We start from the raw sequence: 17,874 nt of genomic DNA, 5'->3' as shown, positions 1-17,874 counted from the left end.
CTGCATTTTCGACCACTTTGGCGGCACTCCTGATCTGCGAAACATCGTAACAGGCAGGGCAAAGGGCCCACACCGTCCGATACCAGAATAGATCATGCCACATTCGGCGCGTTGATGTGGATCAGGATGGGCGCTATCATACTGATGCAAATCAAGTGCGCGCTTGGATTGCTGGAGTAGTCTCGGGCGAGCGCAGACACGAATCGTTCCAGAAAGGCGTCGCAGGCATGGTTGAAAAATGCGACCATCCCAACGCAAACACCTTGCCCGAGGGGCGTGTTCATGCGGTGCGCGGTGCTGTCGTGGATGTGGTCTTTGACACGGACGAACTGCCCGCGATCAACGCGGCGCTGATAGTCGAGTGGGATCGCGACACGCCGCTGATTCTAGAAGTTCACAGTCATCTTGATCTGCACAGCCTGCGCGCGGTGGCGTTTCAATCCACTGCCGGGCTTGCGCGCGGTGTGGCTGTGCGCGCGACGGGCGGGCCTGTTAAGGTGCCCGTGGGGCAGGCGATCCTTGGGCGGCTTATTGATGTGGTGGGCCAGCCGCAGGATAACGGCCCCGCTTTGCCTGCGGACACGCCGCGTCGGTCCATTCATGCGCGCCCGCCGCTGTTGAAATCCCAGACCGGCAGCACCGATGTGTTTGAGACCGGTATCAAGGTGATCGACCTGCTGACGCCGATGGCGCAGGGCGGCAAGGCTGCGATGTTTGGCGGGGCAGGGGTTGGCAAGACCGTTCTGGTGATGGAGCTGATCCGCGCCATGGTCGAGAAATACGAGGGGATCTCGGTTTTTGCGGGCATCGGTGAGCGTTCGCGCGAGGGCCATGAATTGCTGACCGAGATGCGTGACTCGGGCGTCTTGGAGCGCACGGTGCTGGTCTATGGCCAGATGAACGAACCCCCCGGGGCGCGCTGGCGGGCGCCTTTGACCGCGCTGGCCGTGTCGGAATATTTCCGCGACCACAAGCATCGCAACGTGTTGCTTTTGATGGATAATGTGTTTCGCTTTGTGCAGGCGGGTGCGGAAGTGTCCAGCCTGCTGGGCCGTCTGCCGTCGCGGGTGGGCTATCAGCCGACTTTGGCCAGCGAGGTGGCGGGGCTGCAAGAACGCATCGCCTCGGTGGCGGGCTCGGCTGTGACGGCGATTCAAGCAGTTTATGTACCTGCGGACGACTTCACTGACCCGGCCGTGACGACGATTTCCAGTCATATGGATTGCGTGATCGTGCTGTCGCGTGCGCAGGCCGCCGAGGGGTTCTATCCGGCGATTGACCCGCTTGGGTCGTCCTCGATGTTGCTGGATCCGTTGGTGGTGGGGCAGGCGCATTACGAGATCGCCGAGGCCGTGCGCCGGACCTTGGCGCGGTTTCGCGAGTTGAGCGATATCATCTCGCTTCTGGGCGTCGAGGAACTGGGTGCCGCTGACCGCCAGATCGTGAAGCGCGCGCGCCGCTTGCAGCGTTTCCTAACCCAGCCCTTCATGGTGACCGAGGCCTTCACCGGCACGCCGGGCGCGAGCGTCGCGCTGGCTGACACGCTGGCGGGTTGCCGCGCCATTCTGGACGGGGAAACCGACGATTGGTCGGAAGGCTCGCTATACATGGTGGGCACGATTGAGGATGCGCGGCGCAAAGAGGCCGGGGCACAGGCGACGCAACCCGCAAGGCCCGCGCAAGCCGAGGCGACGCCATGAGGGTGCGCATCGTCACCCCGCTTTCAGTCGTCGTCGATCAGGACATCGACAGCCTGCGCGCTGAGGATGCCAGCGGCAGCTTCGGCATTCTTCCCGGCCATGCGCCGTTCCTGAGCGCACTGGCGATCTCGATTGTCAGTTGGCGCAAGGGCGAGACCGAGGGGTTCTGTGCCTTGCGCGGCGGGGTGCTGACCGTCTCGGGCGGGGACAGCATCGCCATCGCCACCCGCGAGGCGGTTATCGGCACCGATCTGGCCACGCTGGACCGCGAGGTTCTGGCCCGCTTTCGCGCCGATATCGACGTTGAGCGTACCGAACATGTCGAAGGGATGCGGCTGCAACTCAACGCGCTGCGCCACATGATCAGCCGCTTGCAGCCGCGCCCCGATGGCGGAGAATTCCGATGACCCCGCCCGATCAGAAAGACCCCGAAGACGACCCGCTCGTCATCGAGAGCCGTCGCCGTCGTGACCGCCGCGACCGCTGGCTGCGCGAGGGCGATCTGTCGGTGGGGCGACGTCTTGCACAGATCGGGGTGCTGGGATGGATATTCGTGGTGCCGACATTGGCGGGGCTGTTTCTTGGGCGCTGGCTGGATGCGCATTTTGGAACGGGCATTTTCTGGAGCGCGCCTTGCATGGTGGTCGGGCTCTGCATCGGGTTCTGGACCGCTTGGAAATGGATGAATGCGAAATGAATGAGTTGTCAGCCCTGCCCATGCCGATCCTGCTAAGCCTGAGTTTCCTCGCCGGTTTGGCGTTGGGCTATGGCTATTTCCGCGCGTTGCGCGTCACGGCGGATATGATCGTGCGCGGTGCCAGTGCGTGGCTGGCGCTGGCGCTGACGGTAGGGCGTTTGGCGTTGCTGGGGGCGGGGTTTTATCTGGCGGTTCTCGCGGGTGGTCTGGCCTTGCTGGCGGCGCTGGGCGGCGTGCTGGTGGCCAAGACCCTGATGGTGCGCCAAGCTCGGAGGGCCGCGCCATGAACTCGCCGCTTGAATCCGCTGCCCTGTTTCAGATTGGCCCCGTTCCAATCACCCAAGCGATAGTGACGACTTGGGTGATAATGGCGGTGCTGGTCGTTGGGGCGTATCTGCTGACACGGCGGCTTTCGCTGCGCCCAAGCAAGCGACAGGTCGCGCTGGAGTTGTTGGTAGACACGCTTGATACGCAAATTCGCGAAACGAGCGGGGCGCAGCCCGCGCCCTATCGCGGCTTTATCGGCACGCTGTTTGTGTTCATCCTCGCAGCGAACTGGAGTTCGTTGATACCGGGGGTCGAGCCGCCCACGGCAAAGCTGGAAACCGATGCCGCGCTGGCGGTGCTCGTTTTTATCTCGGTGATCTGGTTTGGCGTGCGCGGCAATGGGGTGGGGGGCTATCTGAAATCCTTTGCCGCACCCAATCCGGTGATGATCCCGCTCAATATGCTGGCAAGCGTGACGCGGGTGTTTTCGATGTTCGTGCGCCTGTTTGGCAACGTCATGAGCGGGGTGTTCGTGATCGCCATCGTCGCCTCGCTGGCGGGGCTGTTGGTGCCGATCCCGCTGATGGCGCTCGATCTGCTGACCGGGCTGGTGCAGGCCTATATCTTTGCCGTGCTGGCGATGGTTTTCATCAGCTCCACGGTCGAGGATGGCGCGCACACCCCCGCCGACCTGGAAACCTCCGCTAAGAAAAAGGATAGCTGATGGATTATATTTCTATTACCAGTATCGTCTGCGCCGCGTTTGCCGTGTCGTTTGGCGCCATTGGTCCGGCATTGGCCGAGGGCCGCGCCGTGGCAGCCGCGATGGATGCGATTGCGCGTCAGCCCGAGGCGGCCAACACGATCTCGCGCACGCTTTTTGTCGGGCTTGCGATGATTGAAACGACAGCGATTTACTGTCTTGTGATCTCGTTGCTGCTGCTCTTTGCCAACCCGTTGCTGGCGTGATCGTATGACAATTGACTTCTGGGGACTTGGGCTGCAGGCGATCAATGTCGTCATCCTGGTCTGGCTGCTCACGCGGGTGTTCTGGCGCCCGGTTGCGGCAGCGATCGCCAAGCGTCATGAGGCGGCGCAGGCCATCTTGGGGGATGCGGCCGCCACCAAGACCAAGGCGGAGGCCGCGCTGGCAGAGCTGAGCGAGGCCCGCGACGGGATCGCGAGTGAACGGATGCGCGTTCTGGCGCAAGCCACGGCAAGCGCCGAGGCCGCCAAGGCCGCCGCCTTGGCCGAGGCGAAAACGCAGGCAGCGGCCCTGATGACCAGCGCGCGCGCCACCATCGCGCATGAAACCGATGCGGTGCGTGCAAAACGTGTGGCGCAATCGGGCGCGCTGGCCGTCGAGATCGCGCAAAAGCTGCTGGGCCGTCTGCCGGATGAGGCCATTCAGGTGCGCTTTCTTGATCTACTTGTTGAGGCGATTGCGGCCTTGCCTGCGTCCGATCGCGCAGCACTTGCCAAAACCAAAGGTGGACTTGATCTGCTCAGCCCCGCTGATCTGAGCGCCAGCGCCAAGGCCAAGATTACCAAAGCCGTGCAGCAGGCTTTGGGGGCCGCGCCCGAGCTGAATTTCGTCACCGACCCCGACCTGATCGCCGGGTTTGAATTGCGCAGCGCCCATTTCGTTTTGCGCAACAGCTGGCAGGCGGATTTGGCCGCGATTCTCAAGGAGTTGCAGCATGTCGCCTGATGGGCCCGATTGGCTGAGCGCCGCGCGCGAGACGCTGGATCGCGCCACGCTTGGCCCACGCGTCGAACACCGCGGCCGGGTCGAGGAAATCGGCGATGGCGTGGCGCTGATCTCGGGGCTCAGCGATGTGCGCCTTGACGAGGTGTTGCATTTTGCAGGCGGACAGGTCGGGTTCGCGCGGGTGTTGGACCCCGACCGGATCGGCTGCGTGATGCTTGATAGCACAACCGATGTCGAGGCGGGGGATGTGGTTTTTGGCACGGGTGAGGTGGTCAACGTGCCCGTGGGCGAGGCGTTGCTTGGGCGCGTCATTGATCCGCTGGGCCGCCCGCTCGATGGCAAGGGCGCGATTGCGCCAGAGGCCCGTTGGCCGATTGAGCGCCCCGCGCCTTCGATCATCGAGCGCGATCTGGTCACCGAACCGGTGCAGACGGGAATCGTGGTGGTGGATACGCTGTTTGCGCTGGGGCGCGGCCAGCGCGAGTTGATCGTGGGTGATCATTCGACGGGTAAAACCACGCTGGCGGTGGATGCGCTGATTGCGCAGCGCGACAGCGATATGATCTGCATCTACGTTGCCGTGGGGCAGAAAACCTCTAGCGTGCGCCGCGCCATTGATGCGTTGCAGGCGCAGGGAAATTTCGAGCGCTGTATCGTGCTGGTGGCGGGCTCGGCAAGTGCGCCGGGACTGCAATGGATCGCTCCCTATGCGGGCATGACGATGGCGGAATATTTCCGCGATAAGGGCCAGCATGCGATCATCGTGATCGACGATCTGTCCAAACATGCCGCCACCCATCGCGAGATCGCGCTGCTGACGCGCCAATCTCCGGGGCGCGAGGCCTATCCGGGCGATGTGTTCTACATCCACGCGCGACTGCTGGAACGCGCCGCGAAACTCTCGCCGGAACGGGGCGGCGGATCGCTGACGGCGCTGCCGATTGCGGAAACCGATCAGGGCAATCTGTCGGCCTATATCCCGACCAACCTGATCTCGATCACCGACGGCCAGATCGTGCTGGATCAGACGCTGTTCCATCAGGGTCAGAAACCCGCCGTGGATGTCGGCCTTAGCGTCAGCCGGGTTGGCGGCAAGACGCAAGCGCCCGTGCTGCGCGCTGCGGCAGGCACGCTGCGCCTTGATTACGCGCAGTTTCTGGAACTCGAAGTCTTTACCCGCTTTGGCGGTATGCCCGATGGTCGGGTGCGCCAGCAACTCACGCGTGGGGCGCGCATCCGCGAGGCGCTGCGCCAACCGCAGCACCAGCCCATCCGCCTTGTCGATGAGGTCGCCTTGATGCTGGCGGTGCAGACGGGGTTGCTTGATGATCTGGATGAGCCCCTCGTGGCGGGGTTTCGTGCAGGCCTGCCCGCTGCGCTCGATCGCGACGCCGCATCGGCGGTGGATGCGATTGCCGGTCAAGGCAGTCTGGATGATAGCACCAAGGCCGCTTTGCTGGGCGCGATGACCCGCCTGATTGACAAGCTCAGCGCAGATGAGCCCACGCCATGACCGAACGCCTCGCCGATGTCAGCGCGCGCATTGACGGGGTGCGTCAACTCGGGGCGGTGGTGAACGCGATGAAGGGCATTGCCGCAGCGCGGGCCCGCAGCGCGCGTGCGCAACTCGGGGCGGTGGATAGCTACGCGGCCACGATTTCCGCCGCGATGGCGCGTCTTGTGCCGGCTGATGGGGGCGCTCCGGTTTCACGCGCGCCAACCGATACCAGCCGCACCGGGCTGTTGGTGTTTTTGGCCGAACAGGGCTTTGCCGGGGCGTTCAGCGAGCGCGTGCTTGATAGCATAAGTGCCGAATTGGGGAGCTCTGTGTTGCTTGTCGTGGGAACGCGCGGTCTCTCGATTGCCGCGTCGCGCGATCTTGATCCCTATTGGAGCGCGCCGATGCCCTCGCATTCGCCCGGTATCCCAAAGCTGGCCGATGCGATTACGCAGGCGATCTATCGTGCGCTTGACGGGGCGCATTTTGAGCATCTTGACGTGATCCACGCGCGTTGGAAGGCGGGGCGCACCGAGATCGCCCGGCGCAGCTTGTTTCCGATTGATCTGTCAGACCTGCACGCCCCCGCCGGCCCCCGCCCCCTGACGCAATTGCCGCCCGAGGCGCTGCTGGCCAGTTTCGGCGCGGATTATGTGCATGCGCAGGTCTGCAAGGCAGCACTGCACGCATTTGCCGCCGAAAACGAGGCGCGGATGGAGGCGATGACCTCAGCAGCCAGCCAGATCGCACGCGAACTCGAGACGTTTCAGGCGACGTTGCGCCGGGTCCGCCAAGAGGCGATCACCGCCGAGATCATCGAACTTGGCACCGGTGCCACGATCTCGCGCGAGGCGGATTGATTGGCCCGGCCAGAGACCGGCCAGAGTCCGGATAGCGGCCGAGCGGTGCTGATCTGTGTCAGCATGGCCGCGATGATTTGGCGTTAAACTGGTCGTGACCGAAACTTGGAACGCGCATCTGTCGCGGCCCAAGACGCGCGCTTTTGCGGCTATTTGAACGCGCTCGGCAAGCGCAGCGAGGATTTCACGATGGCACAGTCCCATGTTTCTCTTGGCCAAGACCCCGCTTTTGATACGTTTCTGGGGGCTACAATTGGCACAGATGCCAAGGGCAAAGCGGTGACCGTCTTGTCGATGCTGTCGCGCCTTGATCTCGATCCTTGGCTTGAAGCCTCACAACTTAGCGCGATGGCAAATGCTGCGGCGCGACAGCGTCTTGGCACCCTTGTGTCGCGCTTTACCGACGTGCCCTCTCCTGCGGCGGAGCGCGGCGATACGGTCGCGCGGCTTGTGTCGTTGTTGCCCAAAGGGGCGGCTGGGATTGCATCGGTCGCGATGCCTGCGGGGCGCTCGCTACCCGTTATTGGGCGCCAACAATCCTATTGGATATTCGCTGCACTCATGGTGCTTTGCTATGTTGCATTCCGCGCCTTCGGGGCGTGATATTGGGCCAGCCCATTCCGCCCGGCATGGCATCATTTATAGTAAGGACGAAGCGATGAGCGACGAAGATACCCTTTGGGAGATGGAAGAGCGGTTTTGGACTCAAGGCGCAGATGGTGCGCGTCAGATGACCGCTAAGAACGCCATTTTTGTCTTTCCCTATCCTGCGGGAATCCTGCAAGGCGATGCGCTTTGGCGTGAGGGTGAGGTGGCGCAGCGTTGGCGCAGCATCGAGATGAGCGAGCGGGTCTTTTCCAGCAAAGATGACATTGCCGTGCTTGCCTATCGGGTGTCTGGCGAACGCCGCGATGAGCCGATCTATGAGGCGCTGTGCAGTTCGACCTATCTGCGCGATGACGGGTCGTGGCTGCGCTTGAGCCATCAGCAAACCCCAGCCAGTTGAGTCTGGCGGGCTGAGGCTGGCGGCGCAGTAACGACGCGTGCTTTCGAACCCTTCCTGAATGGGCGATTGCAACCGCTTGACCTTGCTACACTATTTGAGCAGCGGTCCGTGTTGATCAAGATAGGTCGGGTCAAACTGGGTAAAGGCGCAGGCCTTTTCGTAATTGTCGAAGGTGACACGCCCGTCGCGAAACGTAACCATGCCTGCTTCGCGCAATTGTCGCAGCACGCGGTTGATATGCACCGCACTCAGCCCCAGCGCATCGGCCAGATGATATTGCGTCAATGGACAGGCGAACGAGGCCTTTTCGCCCATCCCCACAAGCGACAGCCGGGCCCCGAGTTCCAGCAAGAAATGTGCCATGCGTTCGGCTGCGTTGCGCCGCCCGACATCCACCAGATGCTCGACCACCATCGCCTCATCGCGCGAGGCGGCCCATAACACGGCCGTGGCCAGACGCGGCGTGTGCGCAAACGCATCCAGCAGATCAGAGGCCAGAATTTCGGTCACCTCGATGTCGGTGACGGGTTCAATGCTGTGGTCAGAGATGTGCAGCAGCACGCTGCGCAGGCCCAGAAAATCGCCCGGAATCTGGAAATCGACGATCTGTCTTTGCCCATCCTGAAGCAGCTTATTCGAGCAGGCCCAGCCCGAGCACAGGATATAGGCCGCCTGTTCGGTCTGCCCCTGCAGCACCAGATCGCGCCCAGCGACAAAGATGCGGCGGCGTTTGTGCAAACTGTCCAAGACCGCCAGCTCGGTGTCCGATAGCGCAACAAATGTAGCAAGTTTTCGGCTCAGAGGTGAGTCGGTCAATGGGGCATCCCTCTCAGAGTCAGCCGAACGTCTAGCACGGCAATTTTGCCGATGACTGATCTCAATCAGCACAGTGTAGCAGGTTTGTTGAGACTCTGCGCCATGCGCCGCGCAAAGCCCTGTGCCGACGCGATAGCCAGGAAAGGCCCCGCGCGATGCAAGACCAAGATATCTATGCCGGACAAGCGGCACTTTCGATTTGCGAGGCGTTGTTGCTTGCGCTCAACGACGCGAAAATCCTGCCCGAAACTGAAATCATCGGCATTCTGAGCGATGCGGCGCAAACCCATGAGAATGCCTTTGGCCCCGAGTGCGACCGCGATATGCACATCGCGGCAGCGCTGTTGATCAATCGCATCATTTCGGGGGGGCAATTCTATGCGTCGCGGCGCTCTGCGCCCTCCGGCTGCATCGCTGTAACCGGTGGGGTGGCACGCATTTTGGGCGCAAGGTTTGGCGCTTTCTTTCCAGCGTCGCCTCCCCATATCAAAGGAGGAAATCACTTGGAGATTGCCTGTGTCGTATAAGATCGTGGCGCTGATACTTGCTTTGATTGGCGCGCCTGTAGCGGCACAAGCAGGCGACAGCATGTTGGAAACCTTTGATAATCAGCCCCAGACACGCTGGCGCTTCTTTGCCGATACCGTGATGGGGGGTGTTTCAAGCGGGCAGGTCGTGTTCAAAACCGACGGCGGGCAGGCCTATGCGCATCTCAGCGGCACGGTCAGCACCCAAAACAACGGCGGTTTCATTCAGATTCGCCATCAGTTGGACGAAGCGGTCCCGAGCGATGCCGTGGGCGTGCGTCTGATCGTGCGCGGCAATGATCAGGATTATTTCGTGCATCTGCGCACCCGCGGCACGGTGCTGCCTTGGCAATATTACCAAGGGCCGTTTCATGTCACTGCGGAGTGGCGCGAAATTCGCCTGCCTTTCACGCAGTTCAAAGCATCGGGGAAAATACTGCGCACGACGCCACGCCCCCAATACCTGAAATCGGTCGCGATCGTCGCCTTTGGGCGCGATTATGAGGCGGCGATCGATGTGAAAGAGGTTGGGTTTTACTGAAAGCTGCGGGCGTTTCGGGAGCGGCTGGTTTTGGACGCTGTCCGTCTTGCGCACAGTCAACCCGGCAAGAATTGATCGCGCGCAACGGGGTAAGGTTTGGGCTACCCTTGACCTTTGCCCCCTCTCAGGCCAGCTTGCGCCGAATTTGAGTGGATGGAGCCTATGGCCGCACGCACTGCACCGTTTTCCCGTTTCGAATTCATGATCGCGTGGCGCTACTTGCGCGCGCGGCGCGCCGAGGGCGGCGTGTCGGTAATGACATGGATCAGCCTGATCGGCATCACCTTGGGGGTTGCGGCCCTGATCGCCACGCTCGCCGTGCGCGCCGGATTTCGCGCCGAATTCGTCAGCACGATTGTCGGATCAAACCCGCAAATCACCGTCTATTCCGCGCCGATGGAAGTGGTTGAGGGATCGGGCGTGTATTCCAAGCTGATCCGCGATTACGCCGAGCGCACGACGCGCATCAAGGCGATCCCCGGCGTGGTCACTGCCGCCCCGGCAGTGCGCGGTCAGGCGATGGTGAGCTTTGCCGATCGCTCGAACGTGGCCGATGTCTATGGGCTGGCGCTGTCGGATCTCAAGAACATCCCGCGTATCGCCCATTCCGATGAGGCGCAGGGCAATATCGACGATTTCGAGCAGGGCATCGCGATGGGCATCGGCATGGCCCGCGATCTGGGCGTGACGGTGGGCGATACGGTCAAGCTGATCTCGCCCAACGGCGCAAAAACGCCCTTTGGTACCAGCCCGCGGGTGAATGCCTATAAGATCGAATATATCTTCTCAGCCGGGCGCTATGACATTGATCAGACACGGCTTTATATGCCCTTTGCCGAGGCGCAGAGCTTTTTCAATCGCGAAGGCGGGGCCGATGAGATCGACGTCGATGTCACCGATCCCGAGCGCGTCGATGAATGGGCCACCGCGATCAGTGATGCCAGCGGGCGGGGCACATTGCTGTGGACGTGGAAAGATGCTTCGGGCAGCTTCCTGCGCGCGTTGGGCATCGAGGACAACGTGATGTTCATCATCCTGTCGATCCTCGTGCTGATTGCCTCAATGAACATCACGTCGGGGCTGATCATGCTGGTCAAGAACAAGGGCCGTGACATTGGCATCCTGCGCACGATGGGGCTGTCGCAGGGTTCGATCCTGCGGGTGTTCTTTATCTGCGGCGCGTTTATTGGGGTGATTGGCACGCTGGCAGGGCTGACCATCGGGGTGCTGTTTGCGGATAATATTGACCATGTGATGAGCTTCGTGAACTGGCTCAATGGCGGCGATGCTTGGGACCCTTCGATCCGCGGGATCTATCATCTGCCCGCGAAATTGCAGCCTTGGGATGTGGTCAAGGCGGTGGCGCTGTCGCTGTCGCTATCCTTCGTCGTGACGATTTTCCCCGCGCGCAGGGCCGCGCGCATGAACCCGGTGGAGGCGCTACGCTATGAGTGATGTGCTGGTTCTGGAAAAGTTGGAAAAGTGCTATAATCGGGGCAAGCCGAACGAGATTACGGTGCTCAAAGGTGTCAATTTGGCAATCCCCAAGGGTCAAGTGACGGCGCTGGTCGCGCCCTCGGGGGCGGGGAAATCGACGCTTCTGCACATTGCCGGGTTGCTCGATACGCCTGATAGCGGGCGCGTTGTGCTGGAGGGCGAGGATCTCAGCCAAGCGCGCGACGCCAAACGCACGGCGGCGCGGCGCGAGAAACTGGGCTTTGTTTATCAGTTCCACCATCTGCTGCCGGAATTCTCGGCGACGGAAAACATCGTTCTGCCGCAGCTCGCCAATGGCGTTGCGCGTGCGGAGGCGCAAGCACGCGCGGCTGATTTACTCGGACGGGTTGGCCTGACCTCGCGCGCCGATCACCGCCCCTCTGAACTGTCGGGCGGCGAGCAGCAGCGGGTTGCGTTTTGTCGCGCGCTCGCCAATGGGCCAAGCCTGTTGCTGGCCGATGAGCCCACAGGCAATCTCGATCCGGCGACCTCGGACACGGTGTTTGATGTGTTGATGGATCTGGTGCGCGAGACTGGGCTATCGGCACTGATCGCGACGCATAACATGGCGCTGGCGGCGAAAATGGACCGGGTTTTGCGGCTGGATGGCGGCGCACTGACGGAGGGGTAGATGATTATTTACGGAATTTCGACCTGCGACACGGTGCGCAAAGCTCGCAAAGCGTTGGAGGCGGCAGGCCATGCGCCCGAGTTTCGCGAAGTGCGTGCAGCGCCTTTGAACGCCTCGGAAATCGCAGAGTTTGAGGCGGCCTTCGGCGACAAGATCGTCAACCGTGCCTCGACCACTTGGCGTGGGCTGTCCGAGGCTGAACGTGCCGCCCCGGTGACCGATCTTCTGGGCGCGCATCCCGCGCTGATGAAGCGTCCGGTGATCCGCGAGGGAGAGAAGCTGACGCTGGGCTGGACGCCCGCAGTGCAGGCGCAGTGGCTGTAGCGCAAATGAAAACGGCCCGCGCATCAAGCACGGGCCGTTGATCAGAACGCTCTGATGTTCAGAGCAGTTTCAGATCGGAGGCCGAGTCGCGGCCATCACGACCCGACTGCAGTTCGAACTCGACTTTTTGGTTGTCGTCGAGGCCCTGAAGCCCCGCACGTTCGACCGCCGAGATATGCACGAACACATCTTTGCCGCCGTTATCGGGCGCGATGAAGCCGTAGCCTTTGGTGGAATTAAACCATTTCACGGTGCCAGTGGCCATTACCGTACTCTCCTTCAATCTTTCCCGGATGCGGAATTGCATCGGGACCGTGCAGCCAGTGTCTTTCGGGTCTCCAGCTGCCTTATCGAGAAGAGAGCGGTAGAAAGTCTGCGAAACACGCAGGGCTAATTTTGGATCAGATATGCGAAAATGCAATGACAATTCGTGAGGGGGCTAACCCCCTCACAGGTCTGTGAAAATCCCGCTAGCGACTGATTTTACGGCAATTATCCGCGCAGGTCGGGCGGTGTCGATTCGGATTTCAACTCGGCCACGATGTCGTCCAATGCGGCCATGCGGGTGCGCGTGTCGCCAAGTTGACGCACCGAAACCGTGCGCTCCTCGACCTCTTTCATGCCGATGGCGAAGATATAGGGCACCTTGCCGAGGCTGTGTTCGCGCACCTTATAGTTGATTTTCTCGTTGCGGGTATCGGCCTCGGCGCGAATGCCGGCGGCGATGAGTTTCTCGGTCACTTCGCGCACATAGTCATCCGCATCCGAGACAATCGCGGCCACCACGACCTGACGCGGCGCAAGCCACAGCGGCAGCTTGCCGGCATGGGATTCGATCAAGATGCCGATGAAGCGCTCGAAAGAGCCCAAAACAGCGCGGTGCAGCATGATCGGGCGGTGACGCTCGCCATCCGAGCCGACATAATCGGCATCAAGCCGCTCGGGCAGGTTCGGATCGACCTGAAGCGTGCCGCATTGCCAGTCGCGACCGATAGCATCGGTGAGGACGAATTCCAGCTTGGGCCCGTAGAACGCGCCTTCGCCTTCCTGAATTTCGAACTCATAGCCCGCTTTGCGGCAAGCATTGCCAAGGCTTTCCTCGGCGTAGTCCCAGCTTTCCTCGGACCCGATGCGCTTTTCGGGGCGGGTCGAGAGTTTGACCTTCCAGTTGTCAAAGCCCAGATCGGCATAGATCCCGGCGAGAAACTCAATGAATTTCTTGGTTTCGGGTTCGATCTGCTCTGCGGTGCAGAAGATATGCGCATCATCTTGCGTAAAGCCGCGCACCCGCATGATGCCATGCAGCGCGCCCGAGGGTTCGTAGCGGTTACACGAGCCGAACTCGGCCATGCGCAGTGGCAGATCGCGGTAGCTTTTGGTGCCGACGTTGAAGATCTGCACATGGCAGGGGCAGTTCATCGGTTTCAGCGCGTTGACGGTTTTTTCGCGCGCGTGTTCCTCGTCCACTTCGACGATGAACATGTTTTCCTGATAGTTTTCCCAATGCCCCGAGGCTTCCCAGAGCTTGCGGTTTACCACTTGGGGCGTGTTCACCTCGACATAGCCATCGGCGCGCTGTTTGCGGCGCATGTAGTCCTGCAGGCTGGTGTAGATCGACCAGCCATTGGGGTGCCAGAAGATCTGCCCCGGTGCCTCTTCCTGCATGTGGAACAGGTTCATCTCGCGGCCCAGCTTGCGGTGGTCGCGCTTGGCGGCCTCTTCCAGCATGGTCATATGCGCGGCGAGGTCTTTCTTGGATTTGAACGCCACGCCGTAGATGCGTTGCAGCATCGGGCGGGTGTTGTCGCCCAGCCAATAGGCACCTGCCACATGGGTCAGCTTGAACGCATCCGCGGGCACTTGGCCGGTATGTTGCAGGTGCGGGCCACGGCACAGATCTTGCCAATGGCCATGCCAATACATCCGAATGTCTTCGCCCGCAGGGATGCGGTTGATCAGCTCGACCTTATAGGGTTCGTCGGTGGCGAGATAATGGTCAATCGCGTGCTTGCGGCTCCAGGTCTCGGTCTTGACCGGTTCGCGGGAATTGATGATATCGCGCATCTTTTTTTCGATCGCGCCAAGGTCTTCGGGGGTGAAGGGCTCGTCTCGGTCGAAGTCATAAAACCAGCCGTAATCGCGCACCGGGCCAATCGTGACTTTTACGCCGGGATATAGCTCTTGCACAGCGCGCGCCATGATATGGGCGAGGTCGTGACGGATCAGTTCCAGCGCGGGGCCGTCATCGGCCAGCGTGTTGATCGCGATTTTCGCGTCTTCGGCGATAGGCCATTGCAGATCCCAATGCGCGCCATTCACCTGCGCCGAGATTGCCTTTTTGGCCAGCGAAGGCGCGATGGATGCTGCCACTTCAGCAGGCGTGACACCGCTGTCATAGGAACGTTGCGAGCCATCGGGAAAGGTGAGGGAGATTTGGGACATATCTGTCCTCCTCGTCGGTTTGGCGCCCACGGAGCGCCCGGTTGCGGGACTATATTTCGCGGCTGTTTTGCGCGCCCGGGGCAGGGGTGTCAAGCGCCGCATATGCAAAACGCGCCCGAAACGGGCGCGCTGCGTCAATTCGACCAATCGTGTGGCGGGCTACATCTTGCTGAGTTTGCTTTGCAATTCGGCCAGTTGCTTTTTGATCGCGTCCAATTCGCCGCGTTCATCGCCAGCATCCTCAAATGCGGGGCCCGAAGACCCGGCCGTGCCCCAGCCCGCCATCATGTTTTTCAAAAACGCTTGTTGCTGGGCTTGCAGTGCCTCGAACCCGGGCATCGAAGTCATCGGGCTTGGGATCTTGGTCATGTTTTCCAGCAGTTGGGAGTGCCCGTCGCGCAGCATTTCAAAGCTGGCGGCCAGGAATTGCGGCACCACCGACTGCGCCGCCCCGGTATAAGAGCGCACCAGATCGGTCAGAACATCGACGGGCAGCACGGACTCGCCGCGGCTCTCATGTTCGGCCACGATTTGCAGCAGGTATTGCCGGGTCAAATCGTCACCCGATTTCAGGTCGATGATTTGCACTTCGCGCCCTTCGCGAATGAATTTCGCGATGTCTTCGAGCGTCACGTAATCACTCGTCTCGGTGTTATAGAGACGGCGGCTTGCATAGCGCTTGATCAGCAGGGGCTTGGCATCGTCGGCCATGTAGTCCTCCGGTAGAAAACTTATTGCGTTGCAGCGATAGTGTGACGCTGCAGGCGCAAAAGCAACCAAAGAAAAAAGGCGAGCCCGAAGGCTCGCCTTTACGTCCGTGACCCGGCAGGGAGGAGGAGGCCGGGTCGTCGGAATAACTTACTTCGCAGCAGCGGTCGCTTTTTTGGCAGCAGCGCCGATGTCAGCGGTTGCTTTTTTCACCGTAGCCGAGGCTTCTTCGGACATGTCTTTGCCCGCAGCCATCATCAGCTCAACAGTTTCCATCTGCACTTTTTTCGCGATTTCAGCGAAAGCAGCCATGTTCTCGGAGGCCATTTCAGCAGCAGCCGAAGCGAAATCGCTGACAGCTTTTGCGTAATCAGCGGGCTCTTCTTTGGTCGTGGTCAGATCGCCAACTTTTGCGATGGTGTCTTTGGTCCACTTGGTCGACAGCTCAGCCGATTTCTCAGCGGCTTCCAGTGCCACTTTCGACATTTTCTCGCCCAGAGCGGCTTGCGACTTGAATGCGCCTTGGAATTTCGAGGTATCAACCGGGAAGGACGCCATCATGTCTTGCATCACTTTGGTGTAGTCTTGGGTCTTGTTCATAAGATGTCTCCATGAGTTGGGGTCCGGGGGATATCTATATCAGCTAGACCCATTTTCGTTCTGCATCCGATATACATGCTGCAACGCAGCATTTCAAGAGAAAAATGCTGCGTCGCAGAAAATTCACAATCAGAGAGCGAGCTGTTACACTTTCACGATCTCTTTGACGTAAGTGCCCGGAGCGGCGCAGAGAATCTTGTGATCGGGTCCACCGGGTTCGCGCGCGGGCACCATCTTGCCCGATTTTTTCGCCAGCCATTCGCCCCAATGCGGCCACCATGACCCCTCGTGGAATTCGGCCTTCGCCTTCCATTCATTGGCATTCGCGATGGGCTCCGCCGAGGTGTAATGGCCATATTTCTTTTTGCTGGGCGGGTTTACGATGCCCGCGATATGGCCCGATTCTGACAAGATGAACTGTTTGTCCTTCGACCCCATCTGGGCGACCCCGGCAAAGGCGGCAACCCAAGGCGCGATATGATCGCTTTCGCATGCGACCGACATCAGCGGCACTTTCACATCGCGCACGCTGACGGTTTCGCCCAACACCTCAAAGCCTTTGCCCGCAAAACGGTCTTGCTGGCACAGCCCGCGCAGATACTCGATTGCCATCTTGCCGGGCAGGTTGGTGGAATCCCCGTTCCAGAACAGCAAGTCAAAGGCGGGCGGGGCTTCGCCCATCATGTAGCTACGAATTGCGGGCTGATAGATCAGATCGCGTGACCGCAAGAAGGAAAACGTGCGCGACATGAAGTAGGATGACAGCACGCCATCGGTCTGACATTGCTTTTCGAGACCGTCCACGAAATCGTCTTGCAAGAACACCGTGAATTCCCCCTGATCGGAGAAATCCGTGAGCGTTGTAAAGAAGGTGGCGGAGTTGATCGAGCGGTCCTTGCGCTTGTCGAGCAGCCCCAGTGTAAGGCTAAGCGTCGTGCCCGCGATGCAATAGCCAACGGCATTGACCTTGGGCTCGTTGGTGATCGTTTTGACCTGATTGATCGCCTCCAGATAGCCCTCTTGGACATAGTCATCCAGGCCGACATCGGCATAGGATTTATCGGGATTTTTCCAACTGACGATGAACAGCGTGAAACCTTGATCGACGATCCAGCGGATCAAGGAATTCTGCGGCTTCAGGTCCATGATGTAAAAGCGGTTGATCCAGGGCGGAAAGATGATCAGCGGCGTTTTATGGACCTGCTCGGTGGTCGGTTTGTATTGGATCAGCTCAAACAGGCGGTTGCGATACACAACCGAGCCCTCGGCGGTGCCGATATTTTCGCCCACCACGAACGCGTCCTTGTCGGCCAGCGTGACCAGCAGATTGCCATTGTTTGCCTCAAGGTCGCGCACAAGGTTTTCGAGCCCTTTCACAAGGCTCTCGCCTTCGGTCTGCACCGCCTTTTCCAGCGCGTCCGGGTTGGTGGCTAGAAAATTGGTCGGCGCCATCAGATCAACGATCTGGCGTGAGAAATAGGTCAGTCGTTTGCGGTCGACCTCGTCAATGTCTTCCAGTTGATCAACCGCATCCTGAATCCCTTTGGAGGCAATCAAATATTGTTGTTTGATGAAGTTGAAATAGGGGTGGCTGTCCCAAAGCGGGTTCTTGAAGCGCGGATCGGTAGGGCCGGGATTTTCGGGCGGGCTGAACGTGCCTTGGGCTAGCGACTCGTTTGCCTCGACATATTGCTTCATCGCTTGCGACCAGTAATTTGCCTGCGCCTCAAAGATCTTCGAGGGCTTCTCCATCCACTCTTTCATCAACGCTGTCGTCGCGGAGAGATGTAAATCGGGGCCGGGGCCCTCAAGTGCGACATTTGGGGCTCTCTTGTGCGCCAAAGCGCCGACCATCCGCTCTGTCAGCGCCTCGATCCGGGCGATATTTTCCTGCATTTTCTGCGATGCAGCATTTTTGTGCTCGTCCTCAGTTGTCATAGCGCCAATTCCTCCCTATCCTATAGGATAGCATAATCTTGCCGTAGTCTTGGGGTAAAGCGGCGTTTGAGTCTCAACGTGCAGTTGATACCTGCATGCCCCGGCCAAGGA

The 17,874-nt window shown here is 60.4% G+C and carries 22 protein-coding genes; 16 read left to right on the top strand and 6 right to left on the bottom strand.

Features of this window, described 5'->3' with window-relative positions; all coding sequences use genetic code 11:
• Positions 1–227 precede the first annotated feature (227 nt).
• The 11 genes from atpD to AB4874_RS03630 all read left to right on the top strand — a co-directional run bounded on the left by atpD (position 228) and on the right by AB4874_RS03630 (position 7,739).
• Complete coding sequence (atpD, locus tag AB4874_RS03680) at positions 228–1,700, top strand: F0F1 ATP synthase subunit beta (protein ID WP_368390977.1); 1,473 nt, start codon at positions 228–230, stop codon at positions 1,698–1,700.
• Entirely contained in the window at positions 1,697–2,107 is a 411-nt protein-coding gene (locus tag AB4874_RS03675; protein ID WP_368390976.1) for a F0F1 ATP synthase subunit epsilon, read from the top strand. Before atpD ends, AB4874_RS03675 begins: the two co-directional genes overlap by 4 nt.
• Positions 2,104–2,397 (top strand): AtpZ/AtpI family protein, encoded by a 294-nt coding sequence (locus AB4874_RS03670; RefSeq protein WP_295534522.1) that lies wholly within the window; start codon positions 2,104–2,106, stop codon positions 2,395–2,397. Before AB4874_RS03675 ends, AB4874_RS03670 begins: the two co-directional genes overlap by 4 nt.
• The gene (locus AB4874_RS03665) at positions 2,394–2,684 is read left to right on the top strand and encodes an N-ATPase subunit AtpR (RefSeq protein ID WP_368390975.1); all 291 of its coding nucleotides are present in this window, start codon (positions 2,394–2,396) and stop codon (positions 2,682–2,684) included. Before AB4874_RS03670 ends, AB4874_RS03665 begins: the two co-directional genes overlap by 4 nt.
• Positions 2,681–3,388 (top strand): F0F1 ATP synthase subunit A, encoded by a 708-nt coding sequence (locus tag AB4874_RS03660; protein WP_295534517.1) that lies wholly within the window; start codon positions 2,681–2,683, stop codon positions 3,386–3,388. The genes AB4874_RS03665 and AB4874_RS03660 overlap by 4 nt, the downstream gene beginning before the upstream one ends.
• Positions 3,388–3,633: a F0F1 ATP synthase subunit C gene (locus AB4874_RS03655; protein WP_295534515.1), complete on the top strand. Its 246-nt coding sequence runs from the start codon at positions 3,388–3,390 to the stop codon at positions 3,631–3,633. The genes AB4874_RS03660 and AB4874_RS03655 overlap by 1 nt, the downstream gene beginning before the upstream one ends.
• A gap of 4 nt (positions 3,634–3,637) precedes the next feature.
• On the top strand, positions 3,638–4,375 hold the full coding sequence (locus AB4874_RS03650) for a F0F1 ATP synthase subunit delta (protein ID WP_368390974.1): 738 nt from the start codon (positions 3,638–3,640) through the stop codon (positions 4,373–4,375).
• On the top strand, positions 4,365–5,888 hold the full coding sequence (locus AB4874_RS03645; protein ID WP_368390973.1) for a F0F1 ATP synthase subunit alpha: 1,524 nt from the start codon (positions 4,365–4,367) through the stop codon (positions 5,886–5,888). Before AB4874_RS03650 ends, AB4874_RS03645 begins: the two co-directional genes overlap by 11 nt.
• On the top strand, positions 5,885–6,733 hold the full coding sequence (locus AB4874_RS03640) for a F0F1 ATP synthase subunit gamma (RefSeq protein ID WP_368390972.1): 849 nt from the start codon (positions 5,885–5,887) through the stop codon (positions 6,731–6,733). The genes AB4874_RS03645 and AB4874_RS03640 overlap by 4 nt, the downstream gene beginning before the upstream one ends.
• Before the next feature lie 105 nt (positions 6,734–6,838).
• A complete protein-coding gene (locus AB4874_RS03635; protein ID WP_368390971.1) occupies positions 6,839–7,336 on the top strand; it encodes a hypothetical protein in 498 nt (165 codons plus the stop codon).
• A 55-nt stretch (positions 7,337–7,391) separates the two neighbouring features.
• Positions 7,392–7,739, top strand: coding sequence for a hypothetical protein (locus tag AB4874_RS03630; RefSeq protein WP_368390970.1), 348 nt, complete (start codon positions 7,392–7,394; stop codon positions 7,737–7,739).
• 90 nt (positions 7,740–7,829) lie between these two features.
• Here AB4874_RS03630 and AB4874_RS03625 read toward each other — a convergent pair whose 3' ends face one another.
• Entirely contained in the window at positions 7,830–8,555 is a 726-nt protein-coding gene (locus AB4874_RS03625) for a Crp/Fnr family transcriptional regulator (RefSeq protein ID WP_368390969.1), read from the bottom strand.
• 155 nt (positions 8,556–8,710) lie between these two features.
• Here AB4874_RS03625 and AB4874_RS20025 point away from each other — a divergent pair, with 155 nt between their 5' ends.
• The 5 genes from AB4874_RS20025 to AB4874_RS03600 all read left to right on the top strand — a co-directional run bounded on the left by AB4874_RS20025 (position 8,711) and on the right by AB4874_RS03600 (position 12,075).
• Entirely contained in the window at positions 8,711–9,082 is a 372-nt protein-coding gene (locus tag AB4874_RS20025; protein WP_438273433.1) for a hypothetical protein, read from the top strand.
• Complete coding sequence (locus AB4874_RS03615; protein ID WP_368390968.1) at positions 9,072–9,623, top strand: CIA30 family protein; 552 nt, start codon at positions 9,072–9,074, stop codon at positions 9,621–9,623. Before AB4874_RS20025 ends, AB4874_RS03615 begins: the two co-directional genes overlap by 11 nt.
• Positions 9,624–9,785: 162 nt before the next feature.
• On the top strand, positions 9,786–11,078 hold the full coding sequence (locus AB4874_RS03610; RefSeq protein WP_368390967.1) for a lipoprotein-releasing ABC transporter permease subunit: 1,293 nt from the start codon (positions 9,786–9,788) through the stop codon (positions 11,076–11,078).
• Entirely contained in the window at positions 11,071–11,751 is a 681-nt protein-coding gene (locus AB4874_RS03605; protein ID WP_295534486.1) for an ABC transporter ATP-binding protein, read from the top strand. Before AB4874_RS03610 ends, AB4874_RS03605 begins: the two co-directional genes overlap by 8 nt.
• Positions 11,752–12,075 (top strand): arsenate reductase family protein, encoded by a 324-nt coding sequence (locus AB4874_RS03600; RefSeq protein WP_368390966.1) that lies wholly within the window; start codon positions 11,752–11,754, stop codon positions 12,073–12,075.
• 58 nt (positions 12,076–12,133) lie between these two features.
• On the opposite strand, the gene AB4874_RS03595 is transcribed toward AB4874_RS03600, so the two are convergent.
• From AB4874_RS03595 to phaC, 5 genes are all read right to left on the bottom strand, one after another.
• Positions 12,134–12,340, bottom strand: coding sequence for a cold-shock protein (locus AB4874_RS03595; RefSeq protein ID WP_038129589.1), 207 nt, complete (start codon positions 12,338–12,340; stop codon positions 12,134–12,136).
• A 227-nt stretch (positions 12,341–12,567) separates the two neighbouring features.
• Positions 12,568–14,517, bottom strand: a complete 1,950-nt coding sequence (gene thrS, locus AB4874_RS03590) for a threonine--tRNA ligase (RefSeq protein WP_368390965.1) — start codon at positions 14,515–14,517, stop codon at positions 12,568–12,570.
• Positions 14,518–14,676: 159 nt separating this feature from the next.
• Entirely contained in the window at positions 14,677–15,228 is a 552-nt protein-coding gene (gene phaR / locus AB4874_RS03585; RefSeq protein WP_295536218.1) for a polyhydroxyalkanoate synthesis repressor PhaR, read from the bottom strand.
• 147 nt (positions 15,229–15,375) lie between these two features.
• Entirely contained in the window at positions 15,376–15,825 is a 450-nt protein-coding gene (locus tag AB4874_RS03580) for a phasin family protein (RefSeq protein ID WP_295536216.1), read from the bottom strand.
• Positions 15,826–15,969: 144 nt separating this feature from the next.
• Positions 15,970–17,763 carry a class I poly(R)-hydroxyalkanoic acid synthase gene (gene phaC / locus AB4874_RS03575; RefSeq protein WP_368390964.1) on the bottom strand — a complete coding sequence of 598 codons (1,794 nt, stop codon included), beginning with the start codon at positions 17,761–17,763 and terminating at the stop codon, positions 15,970–15,972.
• Positions 17,764–17,874 lie beyond the last annotated feature (111 nt).

Source organism: Thioclava arctica, assembly GCF_040892615.1.
Taxonomy (GTDB): Bacteria; Pseudomonadota; Alphaproteobacteria; order Rhodobacterales; family Rhodobacteraceae; genus Thioclava; species Thioclava arctica.
Note: the sequence above shows the minus strand (reverse complement) of the source record. Positions and strands in the feature narration are given on the sequence as shown.

What these genes read in the sequence shown, in the direction of transcription:
- AB4874_RS03600 (WP_368390966.1), top strand. Translation starts at nt 11,752, where the DNA reads ATGATTATTTACGGAATTTCGACCTGCGACACGGTGCGCAAAGCTCGC.
- AB4874_RS03640 (WP_368390972.1), top strand. Translation starts at nt 5,885, where the DNA reads ATGACCGAACGCCTCGCCGATGTCAGCGCGCGCATTGACGGGGTGCGT.
- AB4874_RS03645 (WP_368390973.1), top strand. Translation starts at nt 4,365, where the DNA reads ATGTCGCCTGATGGGCCCGATTGGCTGAGCGCCGCGCGCGAGACGCTG.
- AB4874_RS03675 (WP_368390976.1), top strand. Translation starts at nt 1,697, where the DNA reads ATGAGGGTGCGCATCGTCACCCCGCTTTCAGTCGTCGTCGATCAGGAC.
- AB4874_RS03665 (WP_368390975.1), top strand. Translation starts at nt 2,394, where the DNA reads ATGAATGAGTTGTCAGCCCTGCCCATGCCGATCCTGCTAAGCCTGAGT.
- phaC (WP_368390964.1), bottom strand. Translation starts at nt 17,763, where the DNA reads ATGACAACTGAGGACGAGCACAAAAATGCTGCATCGCAGAAAATGCAG.
- AB4874_RS03605 (WP_295534486.1), top strand. Translation starts at nt 11,071, where the DNA reads ATGAGTGATGTGCTGGTTCTGGAAAAGTTGGAAAAGTGCTATAATCGG.
- phaR (WP_295536218.1), bottom strand. Translation starts at nt 15,228, where the DNA reads ATGGCCGACGATGCCAAGCCCCTGCTGATCAAGCGCTATGCAAGCCGC.
- AB4874_RS03650 (WP_368390974.1), top strand. Translation starts at nt 3,638, where the DNA reads ATGACAATTGACTTCTGGGGACTTGGGCTGCAGGCGATCAATGTCGTC.
- atpD (WP_368390977.1), top strand. Translation starts at nt 228, where the DNA reads ATGGTTGAAAAATGCGACCATCCCAACGCAAACACCTTGCCCGAGGGG.
- AB4874_RS03580 (WP_295536216.1), bottom strand. Translation starts at nt 15,825, where the DNA reads ATGAACAAGACCCAAGACTACACCAAAGTGATGCAAGACATGATGGCG.
- thrS (WP_368390965.1), bottom strand. Translation starts at nt 14,517, where the DNA reads ATGTCCCAAATCTCCCTCACCTTTCCCGATGGCTCGCAACGTTCCTAT.
- AB4874_RS03655 (WP_295534515.1), top strand. Translation starts at nt 3,388, where the DNA reads ATGGATTATATTTCTATTACCAGTATCGTCTGCGCCGCGTTTGCCGTG.
- AB4874_RS03670 (WP_295534522.1), top strand. Translation starts at nt 2,104, where the DNA reads ATGACCCCGCCCGATCAGAAAGACCCCGAAGACGACCCGCTCGTCATC.
- AB4874_RS03595 (WP_038129589.1), bottom strand. Translation starts at nt 12,340, where the DNA reads ATGGCCACTGGCACCGTGAAATGGTTTAATTCCACCAAAGGCTACGGC.
- AB4874_RS03610 (WP_368390967.1), top strand. Translation starts at nt 9,786, where the DNA reads ATGGCCGCACGCACTGCACCGTTTTCCCGTTTCGAATTCATGATCGCG.
- AB4874_RS20025 (WP_438273433.1), top strand. Translation starts at nt 8,711, where the DNA reads ATGCAAGACCAAGATATCTATGCCGGACAAGCGGCACTTTCGATTTGC.
- AB4874_RS03660 (WP_295534517.1), top strand. Translation starts at nt 2,681, where the DNA reads ATGAACTCGCCGCTTGAATCCGCTGCCCTGTTTCAGATTGGCCCCGTT.
- AB4874_RS03630 (WP_368390970.1), top strand. Translation starts at nt 7,392, where the DNA reads ATGAGCGACGAAGATACCCTTTGGGAGATGGAAGAGCGGTTTTGGACT.